Origin of the sequence: Pantoea sp. 22096, assembly GCF_052045955.1 — a bacterium.
GTDB lineage: Bacteria > Pseudomonadota > Gammaproteobacteria > Enterobacterales > Enterobacteriaceae > Pantoea > Pantoea alfalfae.
In genome coordinates this window covers 258,980-281,564 of the sequence record NZ_JBQEPW010000001.1, presented here as the reverse complement: position 1 = coordinate 281,564, position 22,585 = coordinate 258,980, and the positions used below count along the sequence as shown (strand labels likewise).

General features: G+C 57.7%; 23 protein-coding genes. 5 read left to right on the top strand and 18 right to left on the bottom strand.

What is annotated here, in order from left to right; all coding sequences use genetic code 11:
* Positions 1-29 precede the first annotated feature (29 nt).
* The 9 genes from cvpA to ACTJKZ_RS01305 all read right to left on the bottom strand — a co-directional run bounded on the left by cvpA (position 30) and on the right by ACTJKZ_RS01305 (position 8,750).
* The gene (cvpA, locus tag ACTJKZ_RS01345; RefSeq protein WP_003854265.1) at positions 30-515 is read right to left on the bottom strand and encodes a colicin V production protein; all 486 of its coding nucleotides are present in this window, start codon (positions 513-515) and stop codon (positions 30-32) included.
* 264 nt (positions 516-779) lie between these two features.
* Positions 780-1,562 carry a cell division protein DedD gene (dedD, locus tag ACTJKZ_RS01340; protein WP_440829118.1) on the bottom strand — a complete coding sequence of 261 codons (783 nt, stop codon included), beginning with the start codon at positions 1,560-1,562 and terminating at the stop codon, positions 780-782.
* Entirely contained in the window at positions 1,552-2,820 is a 1,269-nt protein-coding gene (gene folC / locus ACTJKZ_RS01335; protein WP_440829117.1) for a bifunctional tetrahydrofolate synthase/dihydrofolate synthase, read from the bottom strand. The genes dedD and folC overlap by 11 nt, the downstream gene beginning before the upstream one ends.
* A gap of 94 nt (positions 2,821-2,914) precedes the next feature.
* Positions 2,915-3,829, bottom strand: a complete 915-nt coding sequence (gene accD, locus ACTJKZ_RS01330; RefSeq protein ID WP_222925185.1) for an acetyl-CoA carboxylase, carboxyltransferase subunit beta — start codon at positions 3,827-3,829, stop codon at positions 2,915-2,917.
* 144 nt (positions 3,830-3,973) lie between these two features.
* Positions 3,974-4,636, bottom strand: coding sequence for a DedA family protein (locus tag ACTJKZ_RS01325; protein ID WP_033783739.1), 663 nt, complete (start codon positions 4,634-4,636; stop codon positions 3,974-3,976).
* Between the two features lie 29 nt (positions 4,637-4,665).
* Complete coding sequence (gene truA, locus ACTJKZ_RS01320) at positions 4,666-5,469, bottom strand: tRNA pseudouridine(38-40) synthase TruA (protein WP_222925184.1); 804 nt, start codon at positions 5,467-5,469, stop codon at positions 4,666-4,668.
* Between the two features lie 2 nt (positions 5,470-5,471).
* Entirely contained in the window at positions 5,472-6,479 is a 1,008-nt protein-coding gene (locus ACTJKZ_RS01315) for an aspartate-semialdehyde dehydrogenase (RefSeq protein WP_161733401.1), read from the bottom strand.
* A gap of 302 nt (positions 6,480-6,781) precedes the next feature.
* On the bottom strand, positions 6,782-7,915 hold the full coding sequence (pdxB, locus tag ACTJKZ_RS01310; protein ID WP_161733403.1) for a 4-phosphoerythronate dehydrogenase PdxB: 1,134 nt from the start codon (positions 7,913-7,915) through the stop codon (positions 6,782-6,784).
* 55 nt (positions 7,916-7,970) lie between these two features.
* Positions 7,971-8,750, bottom strand: coding sequence for an AraC family transcriptional regulator (locus ACTJKZ_RS01305; RefSeq protein WP_161733405.1), 780 nt, complete (start codon positions 8,748-8,750; stop codon positions 7,971-7,973).
* Positions 8,751-8,858: 108 nt separating this feature from the next.
* On the opposite strand from ACTJKZ_RS01305, the gene ACTJKZ_RS01300 reads away from it, so the two are divergent.
* Together ACTJKZ_RS01300 and flk are read left to right on the top strand one after the other, a co-directional pair.
* Positions 8,859-9,758, top strand: a complete 900-nt coding sequence (locus tag ACTJKZ_RS01300) for a DMT family transporter (protein WP_161733407.1) — start codon at positions 8,859-8,861, stop codon at positions 9,756-9,758.
* 213 nt (positions 9,759-9,971) lie between these two features.
* On the top strand, positions 9,972-11,018 hold the full coding sequence (flk, locus tag ACTJKZ_RS01295) for a flagella biosynthesis regulator Flk (protein ID WP_161733409.1): 1,047 nt from the start codon (positions 9,972-9,974) through the stop codon (positions 11,016-11,018).
* A 1-nt stretch (position 11,019) separates the two neighbouring features.
* On the opposite strand, the gene ACTJKZ_RS01290 is transcribed toward flk, so the two are convergent.
* Positions 11,020-11,463: a rhodanese-like domain-containing protein gene (locus tag ACTJKZ_RS01290; protein WP_161733411.1), complete on the bottom strand. Its 444-nt coding sequence runs from the start codon at positions 11,461-11,463 to the stop codon at positions 11,020-11,022.
* Between the two features lie 87 nt (positions 11,464-11,550).
* Here ACTJKZ_RS01290 and pdxR point away from each other — a divergent pair, with 87 nt between their 5' ends.
* The gene (gene pdxR / locus ACTJKZ_RS01285; protein WP_253419478.1) at positions 11,551-12,975 is read left to right on the top strand and encodes a MocR-like pyridoxine biosynthesis transcription factor PdxR; all 1,425 of its coding nucleotides are present in this window, start codon (positions 11,551-11,553) and stop codon (positions 12,973-12,975) included.
* 290 nt (positions 12,976-13,265) lie between these two features.
* Here pdxR and fabB read toward each other — a convergent pair whose 3' ends face one another.
* The gene (gene fabB, locus ACTJKZ_RS01280) at positions 13,266-14,486 is read right to left on the bottom strand and encodes a beta-ketoacyl-ACP synthase I (RefSeq protein ID WP_033783746.1); all 1,221 of its coding nucleotides are present in this window, start codon (positions 14,484-14,486) and stop codon (positions 13,266-13,268) included.
* 154 nt (positions 14,487-14,640) lie between these two features.
* Here fabB and mnmC point away from each other — a divergent pair, with 154 nt between their 5' ends.
* Positions 14,641-16,647, top strand: a complete 2,007-nt coding sequence (mnmC, locus tag ACTJKZ_RS01275; RefSeq protein ID WP_440829116.1) for a bifunctional tRNA (5-methylaminomethyl-2-thiouridine)(34)-methyltransferase MnmD/FAD-dependent 5-carboxymethylaminomethyl-2-thiouridine(34) oxidoreductase MnmC — start codon at positions 14,641-14,643, stop codon at positions 16,645-16,647.
* A gap of 33 nt (positions 16,648-16,680) precedes the next feature.
* On the opposite strand, the gene ACTJKZ_RS01270 is transcribed toward mnmC, so the two are convergent.
* The 6 genes from ACTJKZ_RS01270 to prmB are packed head-to-tail and all read right to left on the bottom strand — an operon-like array spanning position 16,681 to position 21,267.
* Positions 16,681-16,965, bottom strand: coding sequence for a YfcL family protein (locus ACTJKZ_RS01270; protein WP_003854283.1), 285 nt, complete (start codon positions 16,963-16,965; stop codon positions 16,681-16,683).
* Between the two features lie 32 nt (positions 16,966-16,997).
* The gene (locus ACTJKZ_RS01265) at positions 16,998-17,543 is read right to left on the bottom strand and encodes an elongation factor P hydroxylase (RefSeq protein ID WP_161733418.1); all 546 of its coding nucleotides are present in this window, start codon (positions 17,541-17,543) and stop codon (positions 16,998-17,000) included.
* 19 nt (positions 17,544-17,562) lie between these two features.
* On the bottom strand, positions 17,563-18,366 hold the full coding sequence (locus ACTJKZ_RS01260; protein WP_440829115.1) for a sulfite exporter TauE/SafE family protein: 804 nt from the start codon (positions 18,364-18,366) through the stop codon (positions 17,563-17,565).
* 8 nt (positions 18,367-18,374) lie between these two features.
* Positions 18,375-19,199 (bottom strand): penicillin-insensitive murein endopeptidase, encoded by an 825-nt coding sequence (gene mepA, locus ACTJKZ_RS01255; RefSeq protein ID WP_161733422.1) that lies wholly within the window; start codon positions 19,197-19,199, stop codon positions 18,375-18,377.
* A gap of 4 nt (positions 19,200-19,203) precedes the next feature.
* Entirely contained in the window at positions 19,204-20,289 is a 1,086-nt protein-coding gene (gene aroC, locus ACTJKZ_RS01250; protein ID WP_440829114.1) for a chorismate synthase, read from the bottom strand.
* 45 nt (positions 20,290-20,334) lie between these two features.
* The gene (gene prmB / locus ACTJKZ_RS01245) at positions 20,335-21,267 is read right to left on the bottom strand and encodes a 50S ribosomal protein L3 N(5)-glutamine methyltransferase (protein ID WP_440829113.1); all 933 of its coding nucleotides are present in this window, start codon (positions 21,265-21,267) and stop codon (positions 20,335-20,337) included.
* 159 nt (positions 21,268-21,426) lie between these two features.
* Between prmB and smrB the strand changes: the two genes are divergently transcribed.
* Entirely contained in the window at positions 21,427-21,975 is a 549-nt protein-coding gene (gene smrB / locus ACTJKZ_RS01240; RefSeq protein WP_440829112.1) for an endonuclease SmrB, read from the top strand.
* Positions 21,976-22,004: 29 nt separating this feature from the next.
* Here the strand turns inward: smrB and sixA are convergent, their stop codons facing one another.
* Positions 22,005-22,487 (bottom strand): phosphohistidine phosphatase SixA, encoded by a 483-nt coding sequence (gene sixA, locus ACTJKZ_RS01235; RefSeq protein WP_013358611.1) that lies wholly within the window; start codon positions 22,485-22,487, stop codon positions 22,005-22,007.
* Between the last annotated feature and the right edge of the window lie 98 nt (positions 22,488-22,585).

The following is a 22,585-nucleotide window of genomic DNA, read 5'->3' as shown; positions in this document are numbered from 1 at the left end:
TTCCTCATTTAGCCGCACACCCGGTCACATCACCGGGGTAAAAAACTCGACGTGCTTTTCAGGTAATCAAAGAACCACCTGATGATATAACTGAACTCGGGAATGAGTTGAGACTGTTGCCAGTCCGGACTTTTGGAAAAGCCAGTGAATGTATCAAGGAAGAACAGCAAAGCGGCTACGATCAGCACACCACGCAACGCCCCGAAACAGACGCCCAACACCCGGTCGGTTCCCGACAGGCCGGTTTTTTCTACCAGCGTGCCGATAACGTAGTTCACAATGGCACCCACAATCAGCGTCGCCACAAACAGCACACCGATGGCAATACCGTTACGAACCAGTTCGTCGTCAAAACCTGTAAACCAGACTGCAAGGTAGGCGTAGTAATGACTGGCGACAAAAAACGCGCATCCCCAGGTAACAAGAGATAAGGCTTCCCGGACAAACCCACGAACCAGGCTGACCAGAGCCGAAAAACCAACTACCGCAATAATGACGTAATCAATCCAGATCATGAACTCTTCCAGCGCCAGTGCAATTGCACCCCTGCATCCAGTTCGGGGCGCATTCTAACAGAAAAAGAAAACGTTTGCGTAGCGGTTTTCTTTTTCTGCATCCATAAAAGCGGCGATGAAAAAAACTGCAATCGCCCGGGTGATTCTCAACCAGACAGCCCGTTGAAAATCTTCACTCTTTTTCGTGACAGCGCGCGTTAAGCGCGCTGCCTGCCCGGTAAAAGACGCTGCCTGTTACTGCTATCGGCAGCGCCAATCGCCGGTTTAACGGGCGCTATACGGTTTTACAACACCGCCCAGTCCTGAGATGCTTTTCAGTTCACCCACCGCGCCTTGCATTTTAGCTTTCGAGGCATCAGGGCCAACGTAGATACGGGTAATCTGACCCTGAACCGGCGTTGACGGCACGGTAAAGGCGCGATAGCCCGACAGCCGCAACTGCGCGACAATCTCATTTACTTTACTGGCGTTCTTCAGCGCACCTAACTGCACCACATAAGCCTGCCCCGCCGGAGCCGTGGTCTCTGCCACTTTTGGCGCCTCTTCCTGCTTTGGCTGCTCAACCGCTTTGGGTTGCTCAACCGGCTTCGGTTTAGGCTGCTCCACGACTTTTGGCTTCTGCTGTTCAACCGGCTTCTGCTTAGGCTGCTCGGTGACTTTAGGTTTCTGCTGCTCTGCCGCTTTCGGCTTCGTCACCGTCTGTGCAGGCACAGACTGATGGACCGGCGGCGGCGAGACGACGACAGGATCGCTCTCTTCATACGGCTGCGTCCGTCCCTGCTCCGCCGTGGCGTTGGTTTTACCATTGCCATTGCTGCTATTGACGGCACTGCCTGCGCCTTCCGGCGGCTGAGCGGGCAGCGACTGGGTTACCGGCGGCACCATTTCGCTATCCTGCTGATCGTCAGGTTTCGGCACCAGCGGGATGGCGGCGAACTCCTCTTTGTAATGCTTTTTCTGACCATCCAGCAGCCCTGGCAACACAATCACGCCAACGGCAACCAGAATAACGGTGCCGACTAAACGGTTCTGAAACTTACTTGCCACGTCCTTTCTCCGTTTCAATCGATTCCATGACCTGTGCCACAGTGTGGAATGAACCACACACCAGCACAGTGTCCTGCGGCGCAGCCCGCTGGTGTGCCTGCTGCCAGGCGAGTTCAACCGAACCAAAGGTCTCGCCCTGCGGCAGCGCGTCCAGCAGTTGCTCTGCACTGGCACCGCGCGGACCGTCAAGCGGTGCACAGTACCAGGCATCAACTATTGGAGCCAATGCTGCGAGCGTTCCGGCGATATCTTTATCGTGCAGCATGCCCACGACGGCATGCACCTTGCCGCGTTTCGGCAGGGCCGCCAGCCGCGACGCCAGATAGCCTGCCGCGTGCGGATTATGGGCGACATCCAGAATCACGCGCGGTGATTCACTGATAGTCTGAAACCGCCCTGGCAGCATCGCCAGCGGCAGGCTGGCGCGAATCTGCGCTTCACTGACCTCAAGCCCTGAAACACGCAGCGCCACCAGCGCGGTCGCCGCGTTGGGCAGCGGCACCTGAGGCAGCGGCAGATCGTTCAGCTCGCCCTGCGCATCACGCAGCGACCAGCTTTCGGCCTGCGCATGCCAGGACCAGTCGCGGTTGCGCTGTAACAGCTGAGCGCCTTTTTCCTGCGCGACCACAGCGATGCTGTGTGGCATATCGGGTTCACCGACTATCGCCGGTTTCCCCGCGCGGAAGACGCCCGCTTTCTCACGTCCGATGCTTTCGCGATCCGGTCCCAGCCAGTCGGTGTGATCCAGTGCAATGCTGGTGACAACGGCGACATCGGCATCCACGATGTTGGTGGCATCCAGTCGTCCGCCGAGGCCGACCTCGAGGATCACGACATCCAGCTGCGCCTGGCGAAACAGATTCAGCGCAGAGAGCGTACCGAATTCAAAGTAGGTCAGCGAAATATCAGCCCGTCCGGCTTCAATCTCCGCAAAGCTGGCGCAGTGCTGCGCTTCACTCAGTTCCTCGCCCTGAACCCGGACGCGTTCGGTATAGCGCACCAGATGCGGCGAGCTATAGACGCCTACGCGATAGCCTGCGGCAATCAGCAGCGTTTCCAGGATGCGACAGGTGGTGCCTTTACCATTGGTACCGGCTACGGTAAAGACAAACGGAGCGGGTTTCAGCAGGTCGAGACGTTGTGCTACCTGACGAATACGGTCCAGACCCAGTTCGATGGCCTGAGTATGCAGGTGCTCAAGATAATAAAGCCACGTGGCCAAAGGCGACGTGGCTTGAGGAAGGTGAAGATTGTCCATATGTCCCGTTTTGCTTATTTATACCTGGCAGACTGGTGCTGCGGTATACGGTGCATTGGTAAGAGGCGCGACAGGCGCGCCTCTCTATCTCCTGTCAGGCCTCGTTGCTTTCCGATTCAGTCGTCGCGGGAGCGGACGGTTCACCGTCATGCAGCGGTGCCGGCAGGTTCATCATTTTGGCCAGCAGGCTTGCCAGTTTGTAGCGCATTTCCGGGCGGCGGATGATCATATCAATCGCGCCCTTCTCAATGAGGAACTCACTGCGCTGGAAGCCCGGCGGCAGTTTTTCACGCACTGTCTGCTCGATGACGCGTGGGCCGGCAAAGCCGATGAGCGCTTTAGGCTCTGCGATGTTGAGGTCACCCAGCATGGCGAAACTGGCAGAAACGCCACCCATAGTCGGGTCAGTCAGCACGGAAATATACGGAAGACCACGCTCCTGCATTTTTGCCAGTGCCGCACTGGTTTTCGCCATCTGCATCAGTGACTGCAGCGCTTCCTGCATACGGGCACCGCCACTGGCGGAGAAGCAGATCAGCGGACAGTTATCTTCCAGCGCCTGCTCAACTGCACGTACAAAGCGTGCCCCCACTACAGAGCCCATTGAACCACCCATAAAGGCAAATTCAAACGCTGCCGCAACAACTGGCATACTGTGCAGCTGACCTTTCATGACGATCAGCGCATCTTTCTCGCCGGTATCTTTCTGTGCTGCTACCAGACGATCTTTGTACTTCTTCGAATCGCGGAACTTCAGCAGATCTTTGGGTTCAAGTTCACTGCCAAGCTCAACCATCGTGCCCTGATCGAGGAAACTGCCGAGGCGCTCACGCGCGTGCATACGCATGTGGTGGTCACACTTCGGGCAAACCTCAAGATTACGCTCCAGCTCGGCGCGGTAGAGAACCTGCCCACAGCTGTCACACTTGGTCCAGACCCCTTCCGGGATACTGGCTTTGCGCACAGGCGTTCCGGTGCTTTTATTAAGAATGCGTTCAATCCAGCTCATTGATGACCTTTCTGTTTAAAACTGACCTGGTCCAGTCGTCTTGATACTGCTGAAAACCGCTTCAGCAGACGGTAAATGTCGCTCATTAAACCACAACCTGTTCAGACTGTGGATAAAAATCTGGTCTTACCCCTGAGCGAAGTCTTACGGCAGCTTCTGCTGCTTCGCCTGACGGCGATGACGCCAGACTTCAATCACACCCGGCAGAATCGAGACCAGGATAATGCCCACAATCAGCAGCTTCAGGTTTTCCTGCACCACCGGCAGATCGCCAAACAGGTAGCCGGCATAGGAGAACAGCAGCACCCATAACAGCGCACCCGTTACGTTGAACAACGCGAAATGGCGATAGGACATATGGCCCATACCGGCAACAAACGGGGCAAACGTGCGGACAATTGGCACAAAGCGCGCCAGGATAATGGTTTTTCCACCGTGACGGGCATAAAACGCATGGGTTTTATCCAGATGACTACGACGGAAAATCTTCGAGTTCGGGTTACTGAACAGCCGTTCGCCAAACAGGCGGCCAATGGTATAGTTCACCGCATCGCCCAGCACCGCGGCCACCACTAACAACGCCACCATCACATGCACATTGAGATCGTTACCCGGCAGTGCAGCCAGTGCGCCCGCAACAAACAGCAGCGAATCGCCCGGCAGGAATGGCGTCACAACCAGCCCGGTTTCGCAGAACAAAATCAGGAACAAAATAGCGTAAATCCAGATACCGTACTGTGCAACCAGCTCGGCCAGATGCACATCGATGTGCAGAATAAAATCGACCAGAAAATGGAGAAACTCCATAGCGCGCCCTTTTAAGTCCTGAAAGTGAATTAATCCGCAAGGAACAACGGTCCCATCGACGGCTGTGGTAACGCAAAGTGGGGTGGGTAATCCACCGCCACCAGATACAACCCTTCTGCCCGGGCTGTGGCTGCGGCTAATGTCCGATCCTTCGCCGCCAGCAGCGTTGCCATCCATGACTCCGGCTTATTGCCGCAGCCTATCTCCATCAGGCTGCCCACGATATTGCGCACCATGTGATGCACAAAAGCGTTGGCTTTAATATCCACAATCACATAGGGACCCTGACGCATCACGTTGAGGTGAATCACGTTGCGCCAGGGTGTACGTGACTGGCACTGCACTGCGCGGAATGAAGTGAAATCATTCTCGCCTAACAAACATTGCCCGGCGCGCTGCATCTTCTCTGCATCCAGTGGATGGTAGAAGTGCGTCACGCCCTGCGCCAGCACCGCCGGACGCAGGCGCTGATTGTAGATCAGGTAGCGATAGCGTCGGGCCGTGGCGCTGAAGCGGGCATGAAATTCATCCGGCACCGCTTTCACCCAGCGCACTGCAATATCCGGCGGCAGATTGGCGTTGACGCCCAGCGTCCAGGCGCTATCAGGCCGCTGCGAGGTCGTCTCGAAATGGACCACCTGCCCCGTCCCGTGCACGCCCGCATCGGTACGACCAGCACAAAAAATGCTGACCGGGTGATCGGCGACCTTCGACAGCGCGCGCTCTACCTTTTCCTGCACGCTGCGAACTTCATTCTGGCGCTGCCAGCCGTAGTAACGGCTGCCGTCATACTCGATGCCGAGCGCCAGTTTTTTCGTCTGACCATCGGACATGGTTACAGATACTCCTGAACCAGTTTCTCAGCGGTTTTCACCGCCATCAGCGCGCCACCAAAACGAATGTTGTCCGCCACTGACCAGAACTGCAGCAGCTCTGGAATACCGTAGTCGTTGCGCACAGCGCCGATGCTCAGTTCGCCGTTGCCTGAGGCATCCGTCACTGGCGTCGGCACGTCATCCTCTTCGCTCAGACGAATATCTGACGCCAGCGCCAGCTCGGCACGCGCTTCTTCCGCAGAGAGCGGGCGCAGGTTTTCGATATGCACAATCTGCGCGTTACCGTAGAACACCGGAGCCTGTACGCTGCTGACCGCAATGGGCAAGCCTTCGTCCTGCAGGACTTTGCGCACCTGATCAATCAGACGGCGTTCACTCTCCACGCTACCTTCTGCGTCGGCCTGTTGTGGCATCAGGTTAAACGCCAGCTGACGACCAAAGTGATGTTCATCAGCCGGAATACCGTTGAGCAGGCGGGCACTTTCCCCCGCCAGCGCATCGACTGCCACTTTGCCGTAGCTGGAAACCGAGATCAGATTCGTCACCTGTAAACGGCTCAGCCCGGCCGCATCTACCAGCGGTTTAATCGCGGTCAGCAACTGGCTCACCAGGTTGTCCGCCACGCTGATGATGTTGCGATTGCGATAATCTGCCAGCACCTGCGGATTCACATCCGGCACCACCAGCGGCACATCGGGTTCCAGCGCAAACAGCTCGCTGCTGTCGATCACCAGACAACCGGCATTGGCCGCTTCATCGGCAAAGCGCGCCGAAGCGTCACGGCCCGCGACGAAAAAGGCCAGCTGCGCCTGTGACCAGTCGAACGTCTCTGCATTATCGACCCGCACCGAGCGGCCTTCGAAACGTTTGATTTCACCCGCACTGTTTTCGCTGGCCAGCAAATATAATTCACCAACCGGGAACTGGCGTTCCGCCAGCAGTTCCAGTACAGCGTTCCCTACTGCGCCTGTCGCGCCAAGTAGCGCAATATTCCAGCCGTCAGACATGTTGGTTTACTCCAGACAATGACATAAAAACAGAAGGCGGTGATATTCACCGCCCAGGGATTCAGATTTATCCCCGTCGTCTTTCACGTTGCATCTTTGTTGGCTGCGTTCACTCACCCGAATCACTTACCTGAGTAAGCTCATCGGGATTCGTTCTCTTGCCGCCTCAATGCAACCCGAAATCCATTGGGTATATCCCCCCAGAACCCGCCGTCATGCAGACATGCCAGCAGCGCGCGCCTTCCGTTCACTGATTAATTCAGTGCAGAAATCGCGCCAGGGCGCCTGACCTTCAGCGCCCGCTATTCTGGGGAGTAGATTGCGTTAAAGCCCAACTGGTTCAGCATCTCAGCCGTTGAGGCGTCATCGCAGCTTACCTGCAGCGAAGACCACTCGCGGCGCTCCAGATACTGCTTGCGCAGGCGATCAAACTCGCCGGGTTTCGCCGCCACTTTACGTAGCGGGGCATCATCGCGGCGCACATCATACACCAGATGCGCCAGACGTTTCAGTGTTGGCTGATCCAGCGAGCCATTCAGGGTAATTTCACTGAATTCCGGCTCCGGCAGTAAGGTGCTGAGTGGCACCTGCTGCGGCTGACCAATAAAGTCGCACCAGGCTTCAAAGACCTGAGTGGTGCCACGTGCTTTGCCTTCCAGCGTGTAGCCCGCGATGTGCGGCGTGGCGATGTCGACCTTATCCAGCAGCGCCAGCGAGAGATCCGGCTCCGGTTCCCAGACATCCAGCACTACGCTCAGGTCATGGCGCATTTTCAGCACCTCCAGCAGCGCGCTATTGTCCACTACCGGGCCGCGACAGGCGTTAATCAGGATGGTGTTGGGCTTCAGCGCCATCAGCAGCGCTGCATCCGCCAGATGCCAGCTTTTGTAGGGGCCGTCTTTAAACAGCGGCGTGTGGAAGGTCAGAATATCTGCCTGCGCTGTCACCGCCTCCAGGGACAGAAAATCGCCTTCGTCACCGCGATCGGCGCGTGGCGGATCGCACAACAGGGTTTTGATGCCCCAGGCCTCAAGACGCTTTTGCAGCCGCCCGCCGACGTTACCGACACCAACGATGCCGACTGTGCGGTCACGCAGCTCAAAACCATCGCGCTCCGCCAGCATCAGCAGCGCAGAGAAAACATATTCCACCACCGCAATAGCGTTACAGCCGGGAGCGGCTGAAAACGCAACGCCCGCCTGCTGCAGCCAGTTCTCGTCGATATGATCGGTGCCCGCCGTCGCGGTGCCGACAAACCTCACCGGTTTTCCTGCCAGCAGCGATTCATTCACCTGGGTGACGGAGCGCACCATCAGGCCATCGGCATCGGCCAGCTCAGCCACTGGCAGCGGACGCCCCGGCACCGCGACCACGACGCCGGTGCGACTGAATAACTCACGGGCATAAGGCATATTTTCATCGACCAGAATTTTCACCACGGCTTTCCTGTCTGTTACATGTGAGGCAATTATTCTGGCACAAAGCGACGCGTTAGCCTAACCGCGCACGGTAGCGATCGGGCGTGGTGCCTGCCTGTTGCTGGAACATCACAATCAGCGCCGAGGCGGAACTGTATCCCAGCTCATGGGCGATACTCTGCACGCTTTCTCCCTGCTCGAGCAGTACGATGGCGCGAAGATACCGCAGACGCTGCCGCCACTCACCAAACGTCATATGCAGATGCTGCTGGCAGCGCCGCGCCAGCGTCCGTTCGGTCGTAAAGACCCGCGCCGCCCAGCCCGCCAGCGTGGTGTTATCGCCCGGATGCGCTTCCAGCGCATGTAACACAGGCGCCAGAAATTTATCATCTGAAGTCGGCAGATAACTCTCCTGCACCTGCGCCAGCTTCAGGCGATCGCGCAGCACCTCGCACAGCCGCCACTGGGCATCCGTGGCGGGTTGCTCGATTTGCTGCTCAGCGAAATCGTCCATGATGGCGTGTGCAATGGGATCTATCAGCATCAGACAGGCGCGCCGGGGTAAGTCGGCGCAGAGCGGTGACGCCAGATTAAAGGTGCGAAACTGCGCCTGACGATGGTTATAGCTACTGTGCAGCTGACCCGGCGGGATCCAGACCGGAATATCGGCCGGCGTCAGCAAGCGCTCGCCCTCGACCTGCATCTCCAGGACGTGGCTTTTCACCATGATCAGCTGGCCCCAGGCATGCGCATGCGGCAGATATTCGGTGCGGGCATTGGCCTGTTCATAACGCATAAAGTAGCGTAACTGCGGCGCATTCACCGGCGGCTGGTAGGTCACTTTCAGGCTCATTCTGTCCGCTCATTCGCTCATTTTGTCCGATATTAACTATCTGGATAAATCCGGACAAGCGTACACTGCGCCTCATCAATGGCGTGTAATGACGTATGGAGAGTCAGCATGTTTTTCCTGTACCCGCTCTTTGCGGTGATGATCTGGTCGATCAACTCAATTGTCAGCAAACTGTCGGCCAGTGCGATCGATCCGGCAGCGATCTCATTCTATCGCTGGCTGCTGGCGCTGCTGGTACTTACTCCCTTTGTGCTGCCTGGCGTGTGGTGCTCGCGTAAGATCATCAAACCGCATCTGTGGCGGCTGGCGATCCTTGGGCTGCTCGGTATGGTGCTCTATCAGAGTCTTGCCTATTACGCGGCACATAGTGTCAGCGCACTGTTTATGGGCATTATTGGCGCGCTGATCCCGCTGCTCACCGTACTGCTGAGCGTGGTTATCCTTCGGATTGCGCCAACGCTCGGTATCCTGCTCGGCAGTATTCTCTCTTTCTGCGGACTCGTGTGGCTGGTCAGTCAGGGTGACGTGATGCAGTTGCTGAATCATGGCATGGGCAAAGGTGAACTGATGATGCTGGCCGCTTCCACCTCCTATGCGCTGTATGGCGTCCTGACGAAACGCTGGGCGCTGCCATTGCCAATCTGGCAGAGTCTCTATGTGCAGATCGTATTCGGCGTACTGCTGTTGCTGCCCGGCTTTTTACTGGCACCAGACGTGTCGCTTAACTGGCATAACCTGCCACTGGTAGCGTTTGCCGGGCTGTTCGCCTCCATCATCGCGCCTTTTTTGTGGATCCATGGCGTGCAGCGCCTTGGTGCCAGCACCACCAGCATCTTTATGAATCTGACGCCGCTGTTTACCGCATTGATCGCCGTGCTGTTTCTGCACGAGCAACTGCACAGTTACCACTGGATTGGCGGTGGTCTGACGCTGGGCGGTGTCATACTGGCGCAGCGACTGCGGACGCCACTAACCCGGCACAAACCGGTCATTCAGCCACCATCCTGAATCATACCTTCTGCCGATTAAGGAGTCTGGCTGCGGTGAGTGAAGATGCAGCTAAAGAGGGTGGTAAATAAAGGCGGCTGAGGCTCACAACTCAAGCGTAAATCTCGCGCCGAAACGCGAGTCCCCCGTGGGATTTCCCGGGGGCTTTTGCTATCATGGCCTATTCGTTTTCCGGCGCACCCCACGCTGTTCTGTTTTCCCAAGGAATCCGCCATGCAACCTCTCAGCGGCCCCGGTGCGCCGGTCGATCGTTCATCTGTCAATCCGCAAACCGGTGTGACCCGTCACGGTTCTGTGGCGGGTGAACAGCCACTCTCCCCTGCTCAGCGCACGACGTTAGAACGCCTGATCGTGCGTATCTCATCGCTCAGCACTCTTAAAGCGCCTGAACTCTGGGCGGGCGTCCGTCATGAAGTAGGCGTAAAGAGTGAAGCGGAGTTACAGTCGCGTCATTTTCCGGCTGCGGAACAGTATCTGAATGGTCGCCTGACGCAGGCGCAGAACGGACATGGCACCCGCCAGCTGATGACTCAGCTCACCGAGCTGCTGCCGAAAGGTAATAACCGTCAGGCCGTCAGTGATTTTATCCGTCAGCAGTTTGGTCAGACCGTCCTGAGCGCGCTGAGTCAGGATCAGCTGCGCCAGGTGCTGACGATGCTGCAGAACGGGCAGATGACGATTCCCCAGCCGCAGCAGATCCGCGTCAGCGATCGCACGCTGCTGCCTGCCGAGCACCATACCCTGAATCAGCAGGTGGTGCGCCTGGCCGCCGCCACCGGCGAATCTACCGGCAAGCTGTGGTCGGCAGCGCTGAAACTGGTGAATCTGACCAGCGGCGATCCGATCCCCTCACGCCACTTTCCGCTGCTGACACAGTATCTGCAGGTACGCCAGACGCTGAGTCAGCACAGTGCACCGACGCTGCAACTGCTGGAAGCGTCCCTGAAGCAGCCGCTCGATCAGCAGGAACGGCAGCAACTGGAAGATTACAGCCAGCAGCGTTTTCAGGCGACGCCGCAGATGGTTCTGACCACTGCACAGACGCAGGATCTGCTGAACTTCCTGTTCAGCCGTCGCGCTGACCGGGCAGAAAAACTTCTTGAGCAGCCGCTTGCACCCAGCGAGATTAAACCTCAGCCGATCTGGTCACCCTTTGTGGCATCGCTGCCGCCCGCGATACAGCCGCTGGCGCAGCGTCCCCTGCTGGGATTTTTTGTCGCACTGGGGGTCATCACCCTTTTACTCTGGCTGGTACTCTGAGTCAGCAGCCGCAGGATGCTATGGGCGCGGCGGCAGGCCATTCGCCCGCTGCATCACCCCAGGTCAGCGGATGACCGTCACGTTTCCAGAAATCCAGCCCGCCAATTAACTCCTTCACCTGAAATCCCAGCGATGCCAGTTTCCATGCCGCTTTCGTCGAGCCGTTACAGCCAATACCGTCACAATAGGTGACATACACTTTGCTGCGGTCAAGCCGCGCCGTCGTGCTGGCATCCATCCCGCGATGCGGAAAATTTATCGCGCCGCAGATATGACCGGCGCGATAAGCCTCCGGCGCACGGGCATCGATCACCACAATTTCTGGTGCCTGACGGGCCAGATCTTCCGCCAGATCCCAGGCGTCGGTGTAATAAGCGAGTTTGGCCTGCAGATAGTCGAGGCTTTGCTGCGGCGTGGCGGCCGGAATCTGTAAAACCGATGACATAGCGATTCTCCTGTTGTGATGAAGCTGCAGTTTACGGCAAAGTGGACTGCTTACTGATACCCATTATCCAGCAGGGTTAAGACCCATATGCCTTCACCGTGGTTACAACTTTTCCAGCACCAGGCCAGTGGCGGCGTGCGTGAGCGGCTCTGCTCTACCCTGCGACTGGCGATCAACCGGCATCATCTGCACGCCGGTCAGCAGTTACCCTCCAGCCGGCAGCTGGCGCAGGATCTGCGTCTGTCACGTGTGACGGTGGAAGCGGCCTACGGACAGCTGGAAAGTGAAGGCTATCTGCGACGCGAGACCGGTCGCGGTACTTTTGTTGCCATCATCATCCCCTCCTATTCATCATCATTACCTGCCCGGCCTCAGCCCGTCCGCTTCTCGGCGCGGGGCCAGCAGGTTCTGGCAACCGGTGGCTGTCAGGATCCCCCTTTTCCGCACGCATTCGCCGCCGGTTCACCGGAGTTACGCGCTTTTCCCCACAACACCTGGCGACGCCTGAGCAGCAGCGTACAGCGTTCCCTGGGCAGCGCGGCAATGGGATATGGCGATCCCTGCGGCTACCTGCCGTTACGCAGCGCACTCGCTGATTATCTGGCGCTCTCACGAGGCGTAGCGTGCCAGCCAGAGCAGGTGATCATTCTGACAAGTTCACAGCAGGCGCTGCAGTTACTGGCGATGATGTTCGTCGATCCCGGTGATGCGGTGTGGATGGAGGAGCCTGGCTATCCTGGCGCGCGCAACGCCTTCAGGGCCACAGGCGCACAGGTGCGCGGCATTGAGGTCGATGCCGAAGGTGCTGTCCCCGCCAGCGGCAGTGCGAAGCTGATGTATCTGACACCCTCGCATCATTATCCAACTGGCGTCACGCTCAGCCTGTCGCGGCGTCTGGCGTGGCTCGACTGGGCGCAGCGCAACCAATGCTGGTTAATCGAAGATGATTACGATAGTGAGTTTCATTATGATGATCGCCCTGTTCCGGCACTGCAGGGACTGGATCGCCATCAGCGGGTGATCACGCTGGGCACCTTTTCGAAATCGCTGTTTCCCTCTCTGCGACTGGCGTGGATGGTCGTGCCGCCCGCGCTGATTACGCCTATTGGTCAGGCACGCAGCGTGCTTGATGGGCATAGCGCCCTGCTACCGCAGGCTGTCACCGCTGCCTTCCTGCAGCAGGGACATTTCGCCAGCCATCTGCGGCTGATGCGTCAACTCTATCGCAGCCGTCGCGATCGGTTACTCGAGCAGATTGCTCAGCGGCTCTCGCCCTGGATCACGCCGATTGTCAGCAGCGGCGGATTACAGGTAACTGTCAGACTGCAACAGGATGAAGCGCGATTAAGCGCACTGGCGGCTCAACAGGGTTTGCTGCTGCCGCGTCTGAGCCCACTCTATGCCGGGCCTTCGTCTCAGCAAGGCTGGATGCTGGGCTTTGCCGCACTGACGCCTGACGAGATTGTGGCAGGATGCAATACATTGCTGCGGCTGCTGCAGCGGGAGGGCTAAAACGGAGGGTTGAACGAGGTAACGCGGATGGGCTGTAAAACGTCAGACGACTGACCAACCCCATTCAGGATGTATCTTACCGCAACACTGTAGCACAACGCGCAGGAAATAGGGGCAGAGGAGGAAAGCGTCCCGCGCCATGGACGGCGCGGGCCGAGCGGCCAGGGATTGGCTTTAGCGTCTTTCCGATCTGCCCGTGTTCCCTGAGCATACAATGCGTTGCAGCGAAGCATGTTCACCAAAAACAAAAAGGGCCGGCAAGCCGGCCCTTCAGCGTACTGACGTAATGATTACGCCTGATATTTACGCATGGTCAGGGTGGCGTTGGTGCCGCCGAAACCAAAGCTGTTAGACATCACGGTGGTCAGCTCTTTTTCCATCGGCGCAGTGACGATGTTCATACCGGTTGCAGCGGCGTCCAGCGAGGTGATGTTGATGCTTGGCGCAATAAAACCATGTTCCAGCATCAGCAGCGAGTAAATCGCTTCCTGCACGCCCGCCGCACCCAGTGAGTGGCCGGTCATTGCTTTGGTCGCTGAGATGTAAGGCGTGTTATCGCCAAACACTTCACGAATCGCACCCAGCTCTTTCACATCACCCACCGGAGTAGAGGTTCCGTGGCTGTTCAGATAGTCGATTGGTGTATCGACACCGTTCATCGCCATCTTCATGCAGCGCACTGCGCCTTCACCTGATGGTGCAACCATGTCTGCACCGTCTGACGTCGCACCGTAACCGACGATTTCGGCATAGATGTGTGCTCCGCGAGCCAGCGCATGCTCCAGCTCTTCCACCACCACCATGCCGCCGCCACCAGCGATAACAAAGCCGTCGCGCTCATTGTCATAAGTACGTGACGCTTTCTCTGGCGTGTCGTTGTAACGGGTAGAGAGCGCGCCCATGGCATCGAACTCACAGGCCATTTCCCAGCACAGCTCTTCGCCGCCACCCGCAAAAACGATATCCTGTTTGCCGAGCTGAATCTGCTCAACGGCATTACCGATACAGTGCGCTGAGGTGGCACAGGCAGAGCTAATCGAGTAGTTTACGCCATGAATTTTGAATGGCGTGGCGAGGCAGGCAGAAACGCCAGAGGCCATCGCTTTGGTGACCACATAGGGGCCAACCGCTTTCAGGCCGCGTGGGCTGCGCATAGCATCCGCACCAAACACCTGGAAGCGTGGAGAACCGCCGCCTGAACCCGCAATCAGACCCACACGTGGGTTACTCTGATACATTTCAGTGGTGAGGCCGGAATCTTTAATCGCTTCTTCCATGGAAAGATAAGCATAGATGGACGCATCACTCATAAAACGCACAACTTTGCGATCGATGAGGCCGGTGGTATCTAATTTAACGTTACCCCAGACGTGACTACGCATGCCGGAATCTTTCATCTCTTCAGAAAAGGTGATGCCAGAGCGTCCTTCACGCAGAGATGACAGCACCTCTTGCTGGTTATTACCAATACTGGAAACGATCCCTAAGCCAGTAATCACAGCACGTTTCATTCAATCTTCCTCATCCACTTCTTCTTAATTGGCATGCACTCTAGCGTACACTTGTACGCCGAACAAGTCCGATCAGCTATTTCCTTTTGTAAATTTGCGTCATGTCACGTGGGTCGTTAGAATCGCGCCACTGCCTGAAAAACGAGCCTTTACCGTGAAACTAACCCCGGTTGAACATGCACAGCTAAACTGGAATGAACAGGGTACACCTGTTTCCCGAGCGTTTGGCGACGTCTATTTCTCTAATGACAATGGTCTGGAAGAGACACGTTATGTCTTCCTTGGCGGCAACGGTTTTCCCGATCGTTTTGCAGAGCATCCGCGCGATCTGCTGATCGTGGCGGAAAGCGGTTTTGGTACCGGCCTCAACTTTCTGACGCTGTGGCAGGCGTTCGACACGTTTCAGCGTGAACAGCCCGATGCCACTTTAAAACGTCTGCATTTCATCAGCTTTGAGAAATTTCCGTTAACCCGTGAAGACCTGGCTGCTGCGCAGCAGCACTGGCCGGAACTGGCTCCCTGGGCCGAAACGCTGCAGGCGCAGTGGCCTGCGGCCCTGCCCGGCTGCCAGCGTTTGCTGTTTGACGGGGGACGGATCACGCTCGATCTCTGGCTGGGCGATATCAACCAGCTGATGGAAGAGCTGGATGAGAGCCTGCATCGTCAGGTGGATGCCTGGTTCCTGGATGGTTTCGCGCCGTCGAAGAACCCGGATATGTGGACGCCGGAACTGTTCAGCATGATGGCAAAACTGGCGCGTCCACAAGGGACCTTCGCGACCTTTACCGCCGCAGGTATTGTCCGGCGCGGCCTGCAGCAGGCGGGCTTTGACGTTATCCGCCGCAAAGGATTTGGTCCCAAGCGCGAAATGCTGTGCGGGCCGTTGCAGGATGCGCCTCCGTTACCCAGTCCGCAGCCCTGGTATCATCGTCAATCTGCGGAGCAGCGTGATGTTGCCCTGATTGGCGGCGGCGTCGCCAGTGCCACCTTAGCGCTGGCGCTGCTGCGTCGCGGCTGGCAGGTCACCCTTTACTGTGCCGACGAAGCACCCGCGCTGGGCGCGTCCGGTAATCGTCAGGGCGCGCTCTATCCGCTGCTCAACCAGCACGACCCGGCGCTCGCCACCTTTTTCCCGGCGGCCTTCAGCTTCGCCCGGCGGCTCTACGATCAGTTAACCGTCAACTATGAGCATCACTGGAGCGGTGTGCTGCAGCTCGGCTGGGATGAGAAAAGTCGTAAGAAGATTGATCAGATGCTGGCGATGGGCCTGCCTGAATCCATCGCTCGTGGCGTGGATGTCGCAGAGGCGGAGGCACTGGCAAATGTTGATCATGGCTGCAGCGGCATTTTCTATCCGGAAGGTGGCTGGCTCTCACCGGCCGAACTGACCACCGCGATGCTGGCTTATGGTGAAACCCAGGGATTGCGCATTCACTGGCTACACCGGGTGAGCAGCCTTTCACGGGATGATGATCACTGGACGCTGACGTTCAGCGATCGCCCCGCGGTCCGTCATCCGACAGTGGTGCTGGCTAACGGCCATGCGATTGCCGACGTTGCGCAAAGCGCCCCGCTGCCGACCTATCCGGTGGCCGGTCAGGTGAGCCATGTTCCTTCAACCCCAGGTCTCGACGCGCTGCAGACCGTGCTCTGTTACGACGGCTACCTGACGCCCGTCAGCCCGCAGTTTGGCACCCACTGTATCGGTGCCAGCTATCATCGTGGCGAAACCGCAATAGATTACCGGGAAGAGGATCAGCAGGAGAACCGCAGCCGACTACTGGATTGCCTGCCTGACCGTCGCTGGGCAGAGAGCGTGGATGTCAGTGACGGCGAGGCGAGAATGGGTGTGCGCTGCGCCACGCGGGATCACCTGCCGATGGTGGGCGGTGCGCCGGATTATGACGCCACGCTGGTGCAGTACGCTGATTTACCGGCGCAGCTGGCCGCAAGTCACGATATCGCTGATGCGCCCGATCTGGCGGGCCTGTACCTGTTTGGTGCGCTGGGATCGCGCGGCCTGTGCAGTGCACCGCTGGCAGCCGAAGTACTGGCAGCTCAGCTGACGGGCGAACCGCAGCCGCTGGACGTGAGTACACTGGCAGCGCTTAATCCGAATCGCTACTGGGTGAGAAAATTACTGAAGGGAAAAGCAGTTTAGCCGATGCTGAGGGCGGCACGCCGCCCTGCAACGTTATGCGGAGAGCTGGCGTGCCTGAACAAACAGGTTGTCCCACATTCCGACCACTAATGCCTGGTCGCGCGGTGAGAGTTCTCCGGCAGCGATAGCATTTTGCAGACTGCGGGAGACCTGAATCTGCAGCGCTTCTGGCGTATGTTCGCCCAGTTGCTCCACTTCGGCCACAGCCAGTGTCAGATGCCCGCGCAGATAACCGCTGGCGAACAGCTCATCATCGCTGGCATGCTCGACCATGTCGTCAATCAGGGCCAGAATACGCGCTTCAAATTCTGCGATCATCTCAATTCCTCTATTAATAATACCTTCCTGCATCACAGATCGTCCGGCCAGGGAAACTGCGACGCGGTGAGCGAAGGCCTGCCATAAAATTTCGCCAGAGCGGTAATAAAACGCGCGGGACGGTCGGGAATGCCCGACGTCAGATAGCTCATGACCTGAGCATGCACTTTACGCTGGAACGCAATGCGATCCGGCTCACAATCTCCGTCGAGATTGTCACAACTCACGTTGAAGGGAAAGCCTGCCGCCATACAAAACATCCACTCCAGCGCCTGCGGCTTCACTTCAACCGCTTCAAACTGACTCTGGGTCAGCGCGTCGCGGCCATCCGGGCAGTACCAGTAGCCAAAATCGACCAGTTTGCGGCGTGCTTCACCGGCAATGCACCAGTGAGAGATCTCATGCAGGGCACTGGCGTAAAAGCCGTGGGCAAACACCACACGGTTCCACGGCGACTCCGTATCAGCAGGAAGATAGATCGGTTCATCGTCGCCTTTAATTAGACGGGTCTGAAATTCATCGCTGAAGCAGCGATCAAACAGCGTGATCAGCTGTTCATAATGATGGGTCGGGTTCATGACGGTATCGCGTTTCAGTTTACGAATGCAGCGTGGTAAGCCAGGCCAGAACGTCGCTGCCGTGGCTGTCCCACAGTAATTTAATGCTCATGACGGCAGAGACAATCACCACCATCGGGCGGATCAGTTTCTGTCCGCGGCTCAGCACCAGTCGTGCGCCCAGACGCGCGCCGCAGAAGGCACCGAGCATCATGATCAGACCGGTTCCCCACACCACTTTGCCGCCGAACATAAAGAACAGCAGGCTGCCCATGTTTGAGGTGAAATTCAGCACCTTGGCATGGGCGGTCGCTTTGGCCAGGTTGTAGCCGCAGAGGGTAACGAAAGCCAGCGCATAAAACGAGCCTGCGCCTGGCCCGAAAAATCCGTCGTAGAAGCCCACTGCCCCGCCGCTCACCAGCGCATAAGGCAGACCATGCAGGCGGCGTGCCTGATCCACTTCACCGAGCTTTGGCATCAGCAGGAACCACAGGCCAATCGCGATCAAAAACAGCGGCAGCATCTGACGCAGAAAATCAGCCTGCAGTCGCTGAATCAGTATCGCGCCCAGAATGGATCCCAACAGCGTCATGGCGATGTTCAGCCACTGCTCATTCAGATTGACCGCTCCACGCCGGACAAAATAGAGACTGGCGGAGAACGAGCCGCCGACCGATTGCAGTTTATTGGTCGCCAGCGCCTGCGCCGGAGAGAGGCCCGCCGCCAGCAGTGAAGGCACCGTCAGTAACCCCCCGCCACCGGCGATAGAGTCAATGAAACCGGCGAGCATGGCGATTAAAAACAGCAGCCCGACCAGCAGCGGGCTGACAACAAACCACTCCATGGAATCCCTTACAGTAAATGTTTATCCAGCAGGGCCTGACAGGCAGGCGGTAACGGCGGCGGCTCACGTTTCACGGGCGCGCCAGAACCCGGCTGTTTCGGCAGGAACCAGCTCTGCAGCTCTGCGCCACAGCCATCGCCCGGAGGCGGTGCGGGCTGATCTTCACAGCCGATACTGCCCGCAGGGCAGCGCAGTCGCACATGCATATGAGCACGATGCGCGAACCACGGGCGCACTTTTCTCAGCCAGTCGCGATCGTTACCTGCATCCGCACAAAGCTGCTTTTTAATCGCCGGATTGACGAAGATCCGTGTAACATCATCGTCTTTTGCGGCCAGTTTAATCAGGCTGTCGATTTCCGGCTGCCAGTGGCGCGCAATGACATTCTTATCGCCCGGCCCAACCAGATCCAGCGGCTGCGGCTTCAGCAGTTGCTGCGCGCTCCAGCGTGTTTTTGGCAGTTGCAGCCAGATATCCACATCCAGGCCGGTCTGGTGACTGGCGTGACCGCTGCTGAAGCGCCCGCCAGCCGCCATGCCCATGTCGCCAATCAGCACGTTGCCCAGTTGCAGGTTATGCACCTGGGTGCTGAGCCGCTGAATAAACTGAATCAGATCGGGATGGCCAAAATAGCGCCGCTGATCCTGACGCATCACCTGATAGTGCGGTGAATTGAGCGGCAGTGCCTGCGCGCCGACGATACAGCCGTTGGCAAAGCCACCAATTGACTGCGGTGCGCCGCTGATCGGCTGCTGAATCTGTTGCCACGGCGTTGCGGCCAGGCTGGAGGCGCTGATCAGCAGCGCATTAAGAGTAAGCAGGAGCGCCTTCATGCCATCACCAGCGCGGTACAGAGCTGTTGACGTCACCATTCTGCGCCCGCTGGCGCAGCAGATGATCCATCAGGACGATCGCCATCATCGCCTCGGCGATCGGCACAGCGCGGATCCCGACGCAGGGATCGTGACGGCCTTTGGTGATCATCTCCACCTCTTCGCCGTTGCGGGTAATGGTTTTACCTGACACGGTGATGCTGGAGGTCGGTTTCATCGCCAGATTGGCGCTGATGGTCTGGCCGCTGCTGATACCACCCAGAATGCCGCCGGCGTGATTGCTCTGAAAACCGTCGTGGCGGATCTCATCACGATGCTGACTACCGCGCTGGTTAACCACCGCAAAGCCGTCGCCAATTTCGACGCCTTTCACCGCATTGATACTCATCAGCGCGTGCGCCAGATCGGCGTCCAGTCGGTCAAAGACCGGCTCGCCCAGGCCTGGTGGCACGTTATCTGCCATCACTGTGACTTTAGCACCGATGGAGTCGCCCTCTTTTTTCAGGCCGCGCATCAGTTCATCCAGCGCCTCGAGCTTATCGGCATCCGGACAGAAGAACGGGTTCTGCTCCACGATGCTCCAGTCTTTCAGCTCACAGGCGACATCACCAATCTGTGACAGATAGCCACGTACCACGACACCGTGTTTCATCTGCAGATATTTCTTGGCAATCGCCCCGGCCGCCACGCGCATCGCGGTTTCACGCGCCGATGAGCGGCCGCCGCCACGATAGTCGCGCTGACCATACTTCTGCTCGTAGGTGTAATCAGCATGGCCCGGACGGAAGAGATCTTTGATGGCACCGTAATCCTGCGAGCGCTGATCGGTGTTCTCAATCAGCAGGCCGATCGAGGTGCCGGTGGTCACACCCTCAAAGACACCGGACAAAATTTTCACCTGATCCGGCTCGCGGCGCTGCGTGGTATAGCGCGAAGTGCCAGGACGGCGGCGATCGAGGTCATGCTGAATATCGGCTTCGGTCAGCGGGATGCCTGGCGGCACGCCGTCAACGATACAGCCCAGTGCCAGACCGTGGGACTCGCCAAAGGTCGTTACTCGAAAAAATTGCCCGATGCTGTTTCCGGCCATGCTGTTTCCTTGTCAGAGTTCGGCGGGCGAGGCTTCGCCCCACTTTTAGTCTTTATAAAAAGAGAAATGGTGTTGTGCGTCGACAATCTGCTGGCGCGTCAGCGTGAAGACGCCATCACCGCCGTTGTCGAATTCCAGCCAGGTAAAGGGCACGTCGGGATACTGCTCGATCATGTGCACCATGCTGTTGCCCACTTCGCAGACCAGTACGCCCTGCTCGCTAAGATAGTCGGGCGCGCAGGCCAGAATACGGCGCACCAGCTTCAGGCCATCGCTACCTGCTGCCAGGCCAAGCTCTGGTTCGTGGCGATATTCGTTCGGCAGATCGTCCATATCTTCCGCATCAACGTACGGCGGATTGGTGACGATCAAATCATATTTCAGCTGTGGCAGTTCGCGGAACAGGTCAGCACGAATCGGCGTCACCTGGTGGATGAGTCCATGTTCTTCAATGTTCTGTTCGGCTACCGCCAGCGCACCGGTGGAGATATCCACGGCATCCACTTCGGCTTCCGGGAAAGCATAGGCACAGGCAATCGCGATACAGCCGCTGCCGGTACACATATCCAGAATATGACGCGGCGGTGTGCTCACCAGACCGGCAAAGCGGTTTTCAATCAGTTCGCCAATCGGTGAACGCGGCACCAGCACGCGCTCATCGACAAAGAATTCGTGCCCGCAGAACCACGCTTTATTGGTCAGATAGGCAACCGGAATGCGTTCGTTAACGCGACGGATAACGCGCTCAACGATCATAAGACGTTCGCTCGCGGTGAGACGCGCACTGCGCATATCTTCAGGAATATCCAGCGGCAGCCAGAGTGACGGCAGGACCAGTTGAACGGCTTCGTCCCAGGGATTGTCTGTGCCATGCCCGTACCAGATTCCGGCAGCGGAAAAGCGGCTTACCGCCCAGCGCAGCATGTCCTGGATAGTGTGCAGTTCGTTCACTGCCTCATCGACGAAAATTTTGTCCACGTAGCCCTCCGCAGGCCTTTTGCTAAATCGGCCAGTAGTGTGCCATGAAGCCGGGGAGAATTCAGCGCAGCAAGGTGAAAAAGCTGACATTTAATGACATTAATCGGTAAGGTATCGCCTATGCTGTGTAGCAGGCTTTTCTTAGATAACTGACCCGTCATGAGTAAAAAAACACCCTTAAGCCCGGATGACCAGGCGCTGTTTCGACAGTTAATGACTGGCACGCGTCAGTTGAAACAAGATACTTTCGTGCATAAATTACCGGTTAAAACCCGCGTATTGCCGGTAAAACGACTGCTTTCAGAGCAGGCGGACAACAGCCATTACTTTTCGGATGAGTTCCAGCCGCTGCTCTCCACCGAAGGAGCCACCCGCTACGTGCGTGCCGATGTCAGCCACTTTGAGCTGAAAAAACTGCGTCGTGGCGACTATACGCCGGAGATTTTCCTCGATCTGCATGGCTTAACGCAGCAGCAGGCCAAGCAGGAACTGGGCGCACTGATCGCCGCCTGCCGCCGTGAACATCTGTTCTGCGCCAGCGTTATGACCGGTCATGGAAAGCATATTCTGAAGCAGCAGACGCCGCTGTGGCTGGCCCAGCATCCGTGGGTGATGGCTTTTCACCAGGCGCCGAAGCTGTTTGGCGGTGACGCCGCGCTGCTGGTTTTAATTGAGGTTGAGGAGTGGCAACCGCCTGAGTTGCCCTGATAGGGGCCGGGAGGATCGGCCCAAAGACGTCAGATCGCTTTCGCCAACTTTTTGGGACTGACCTGCCACAGTAGTTTACCGGCATGCTGCGCGGGATCGAATTCCACGCAGGCAATAGCGGAAGTGGCAAACATGGGGGGGGCTTCCTGCGGGCACAGTTCAGAGACTAAATACCCCACCAATGGTAAATGAGAGATCACCAGCGCCGATTTCACACCTTCGTTTGCCAGGGTCTGCAGATAGCACCCGACCATTTCCGGATCGCCGCCCGGCGTTAACTCCGGCAGAACATCCTGGTTTTCCGGCAGGGGAAAAGCTTCACGCACGGTCGCGAGGGTTTGCTGCGCGCGTAAATAGGGACTCACCAGGACACGCTCAATGTCTGGCGTCTGGCTGTTGAGCCAGTTGGCCATCTGGCGTGATTCATTGCAGCCACATAAGGTTAAAGGCCTGACTGAATCACTGGCTGCTTCCAGAGCCGCATCGCCGTGACGCATGATAAAAACTTGCATAAAGCACCGCTGTTGTTTGTCGACATCGCCCGACGCCTGGCGCCTGACTCTTCACTCTGCGAATGAACGCTGTGTTTTACCCTAATGGCTTCAGTATA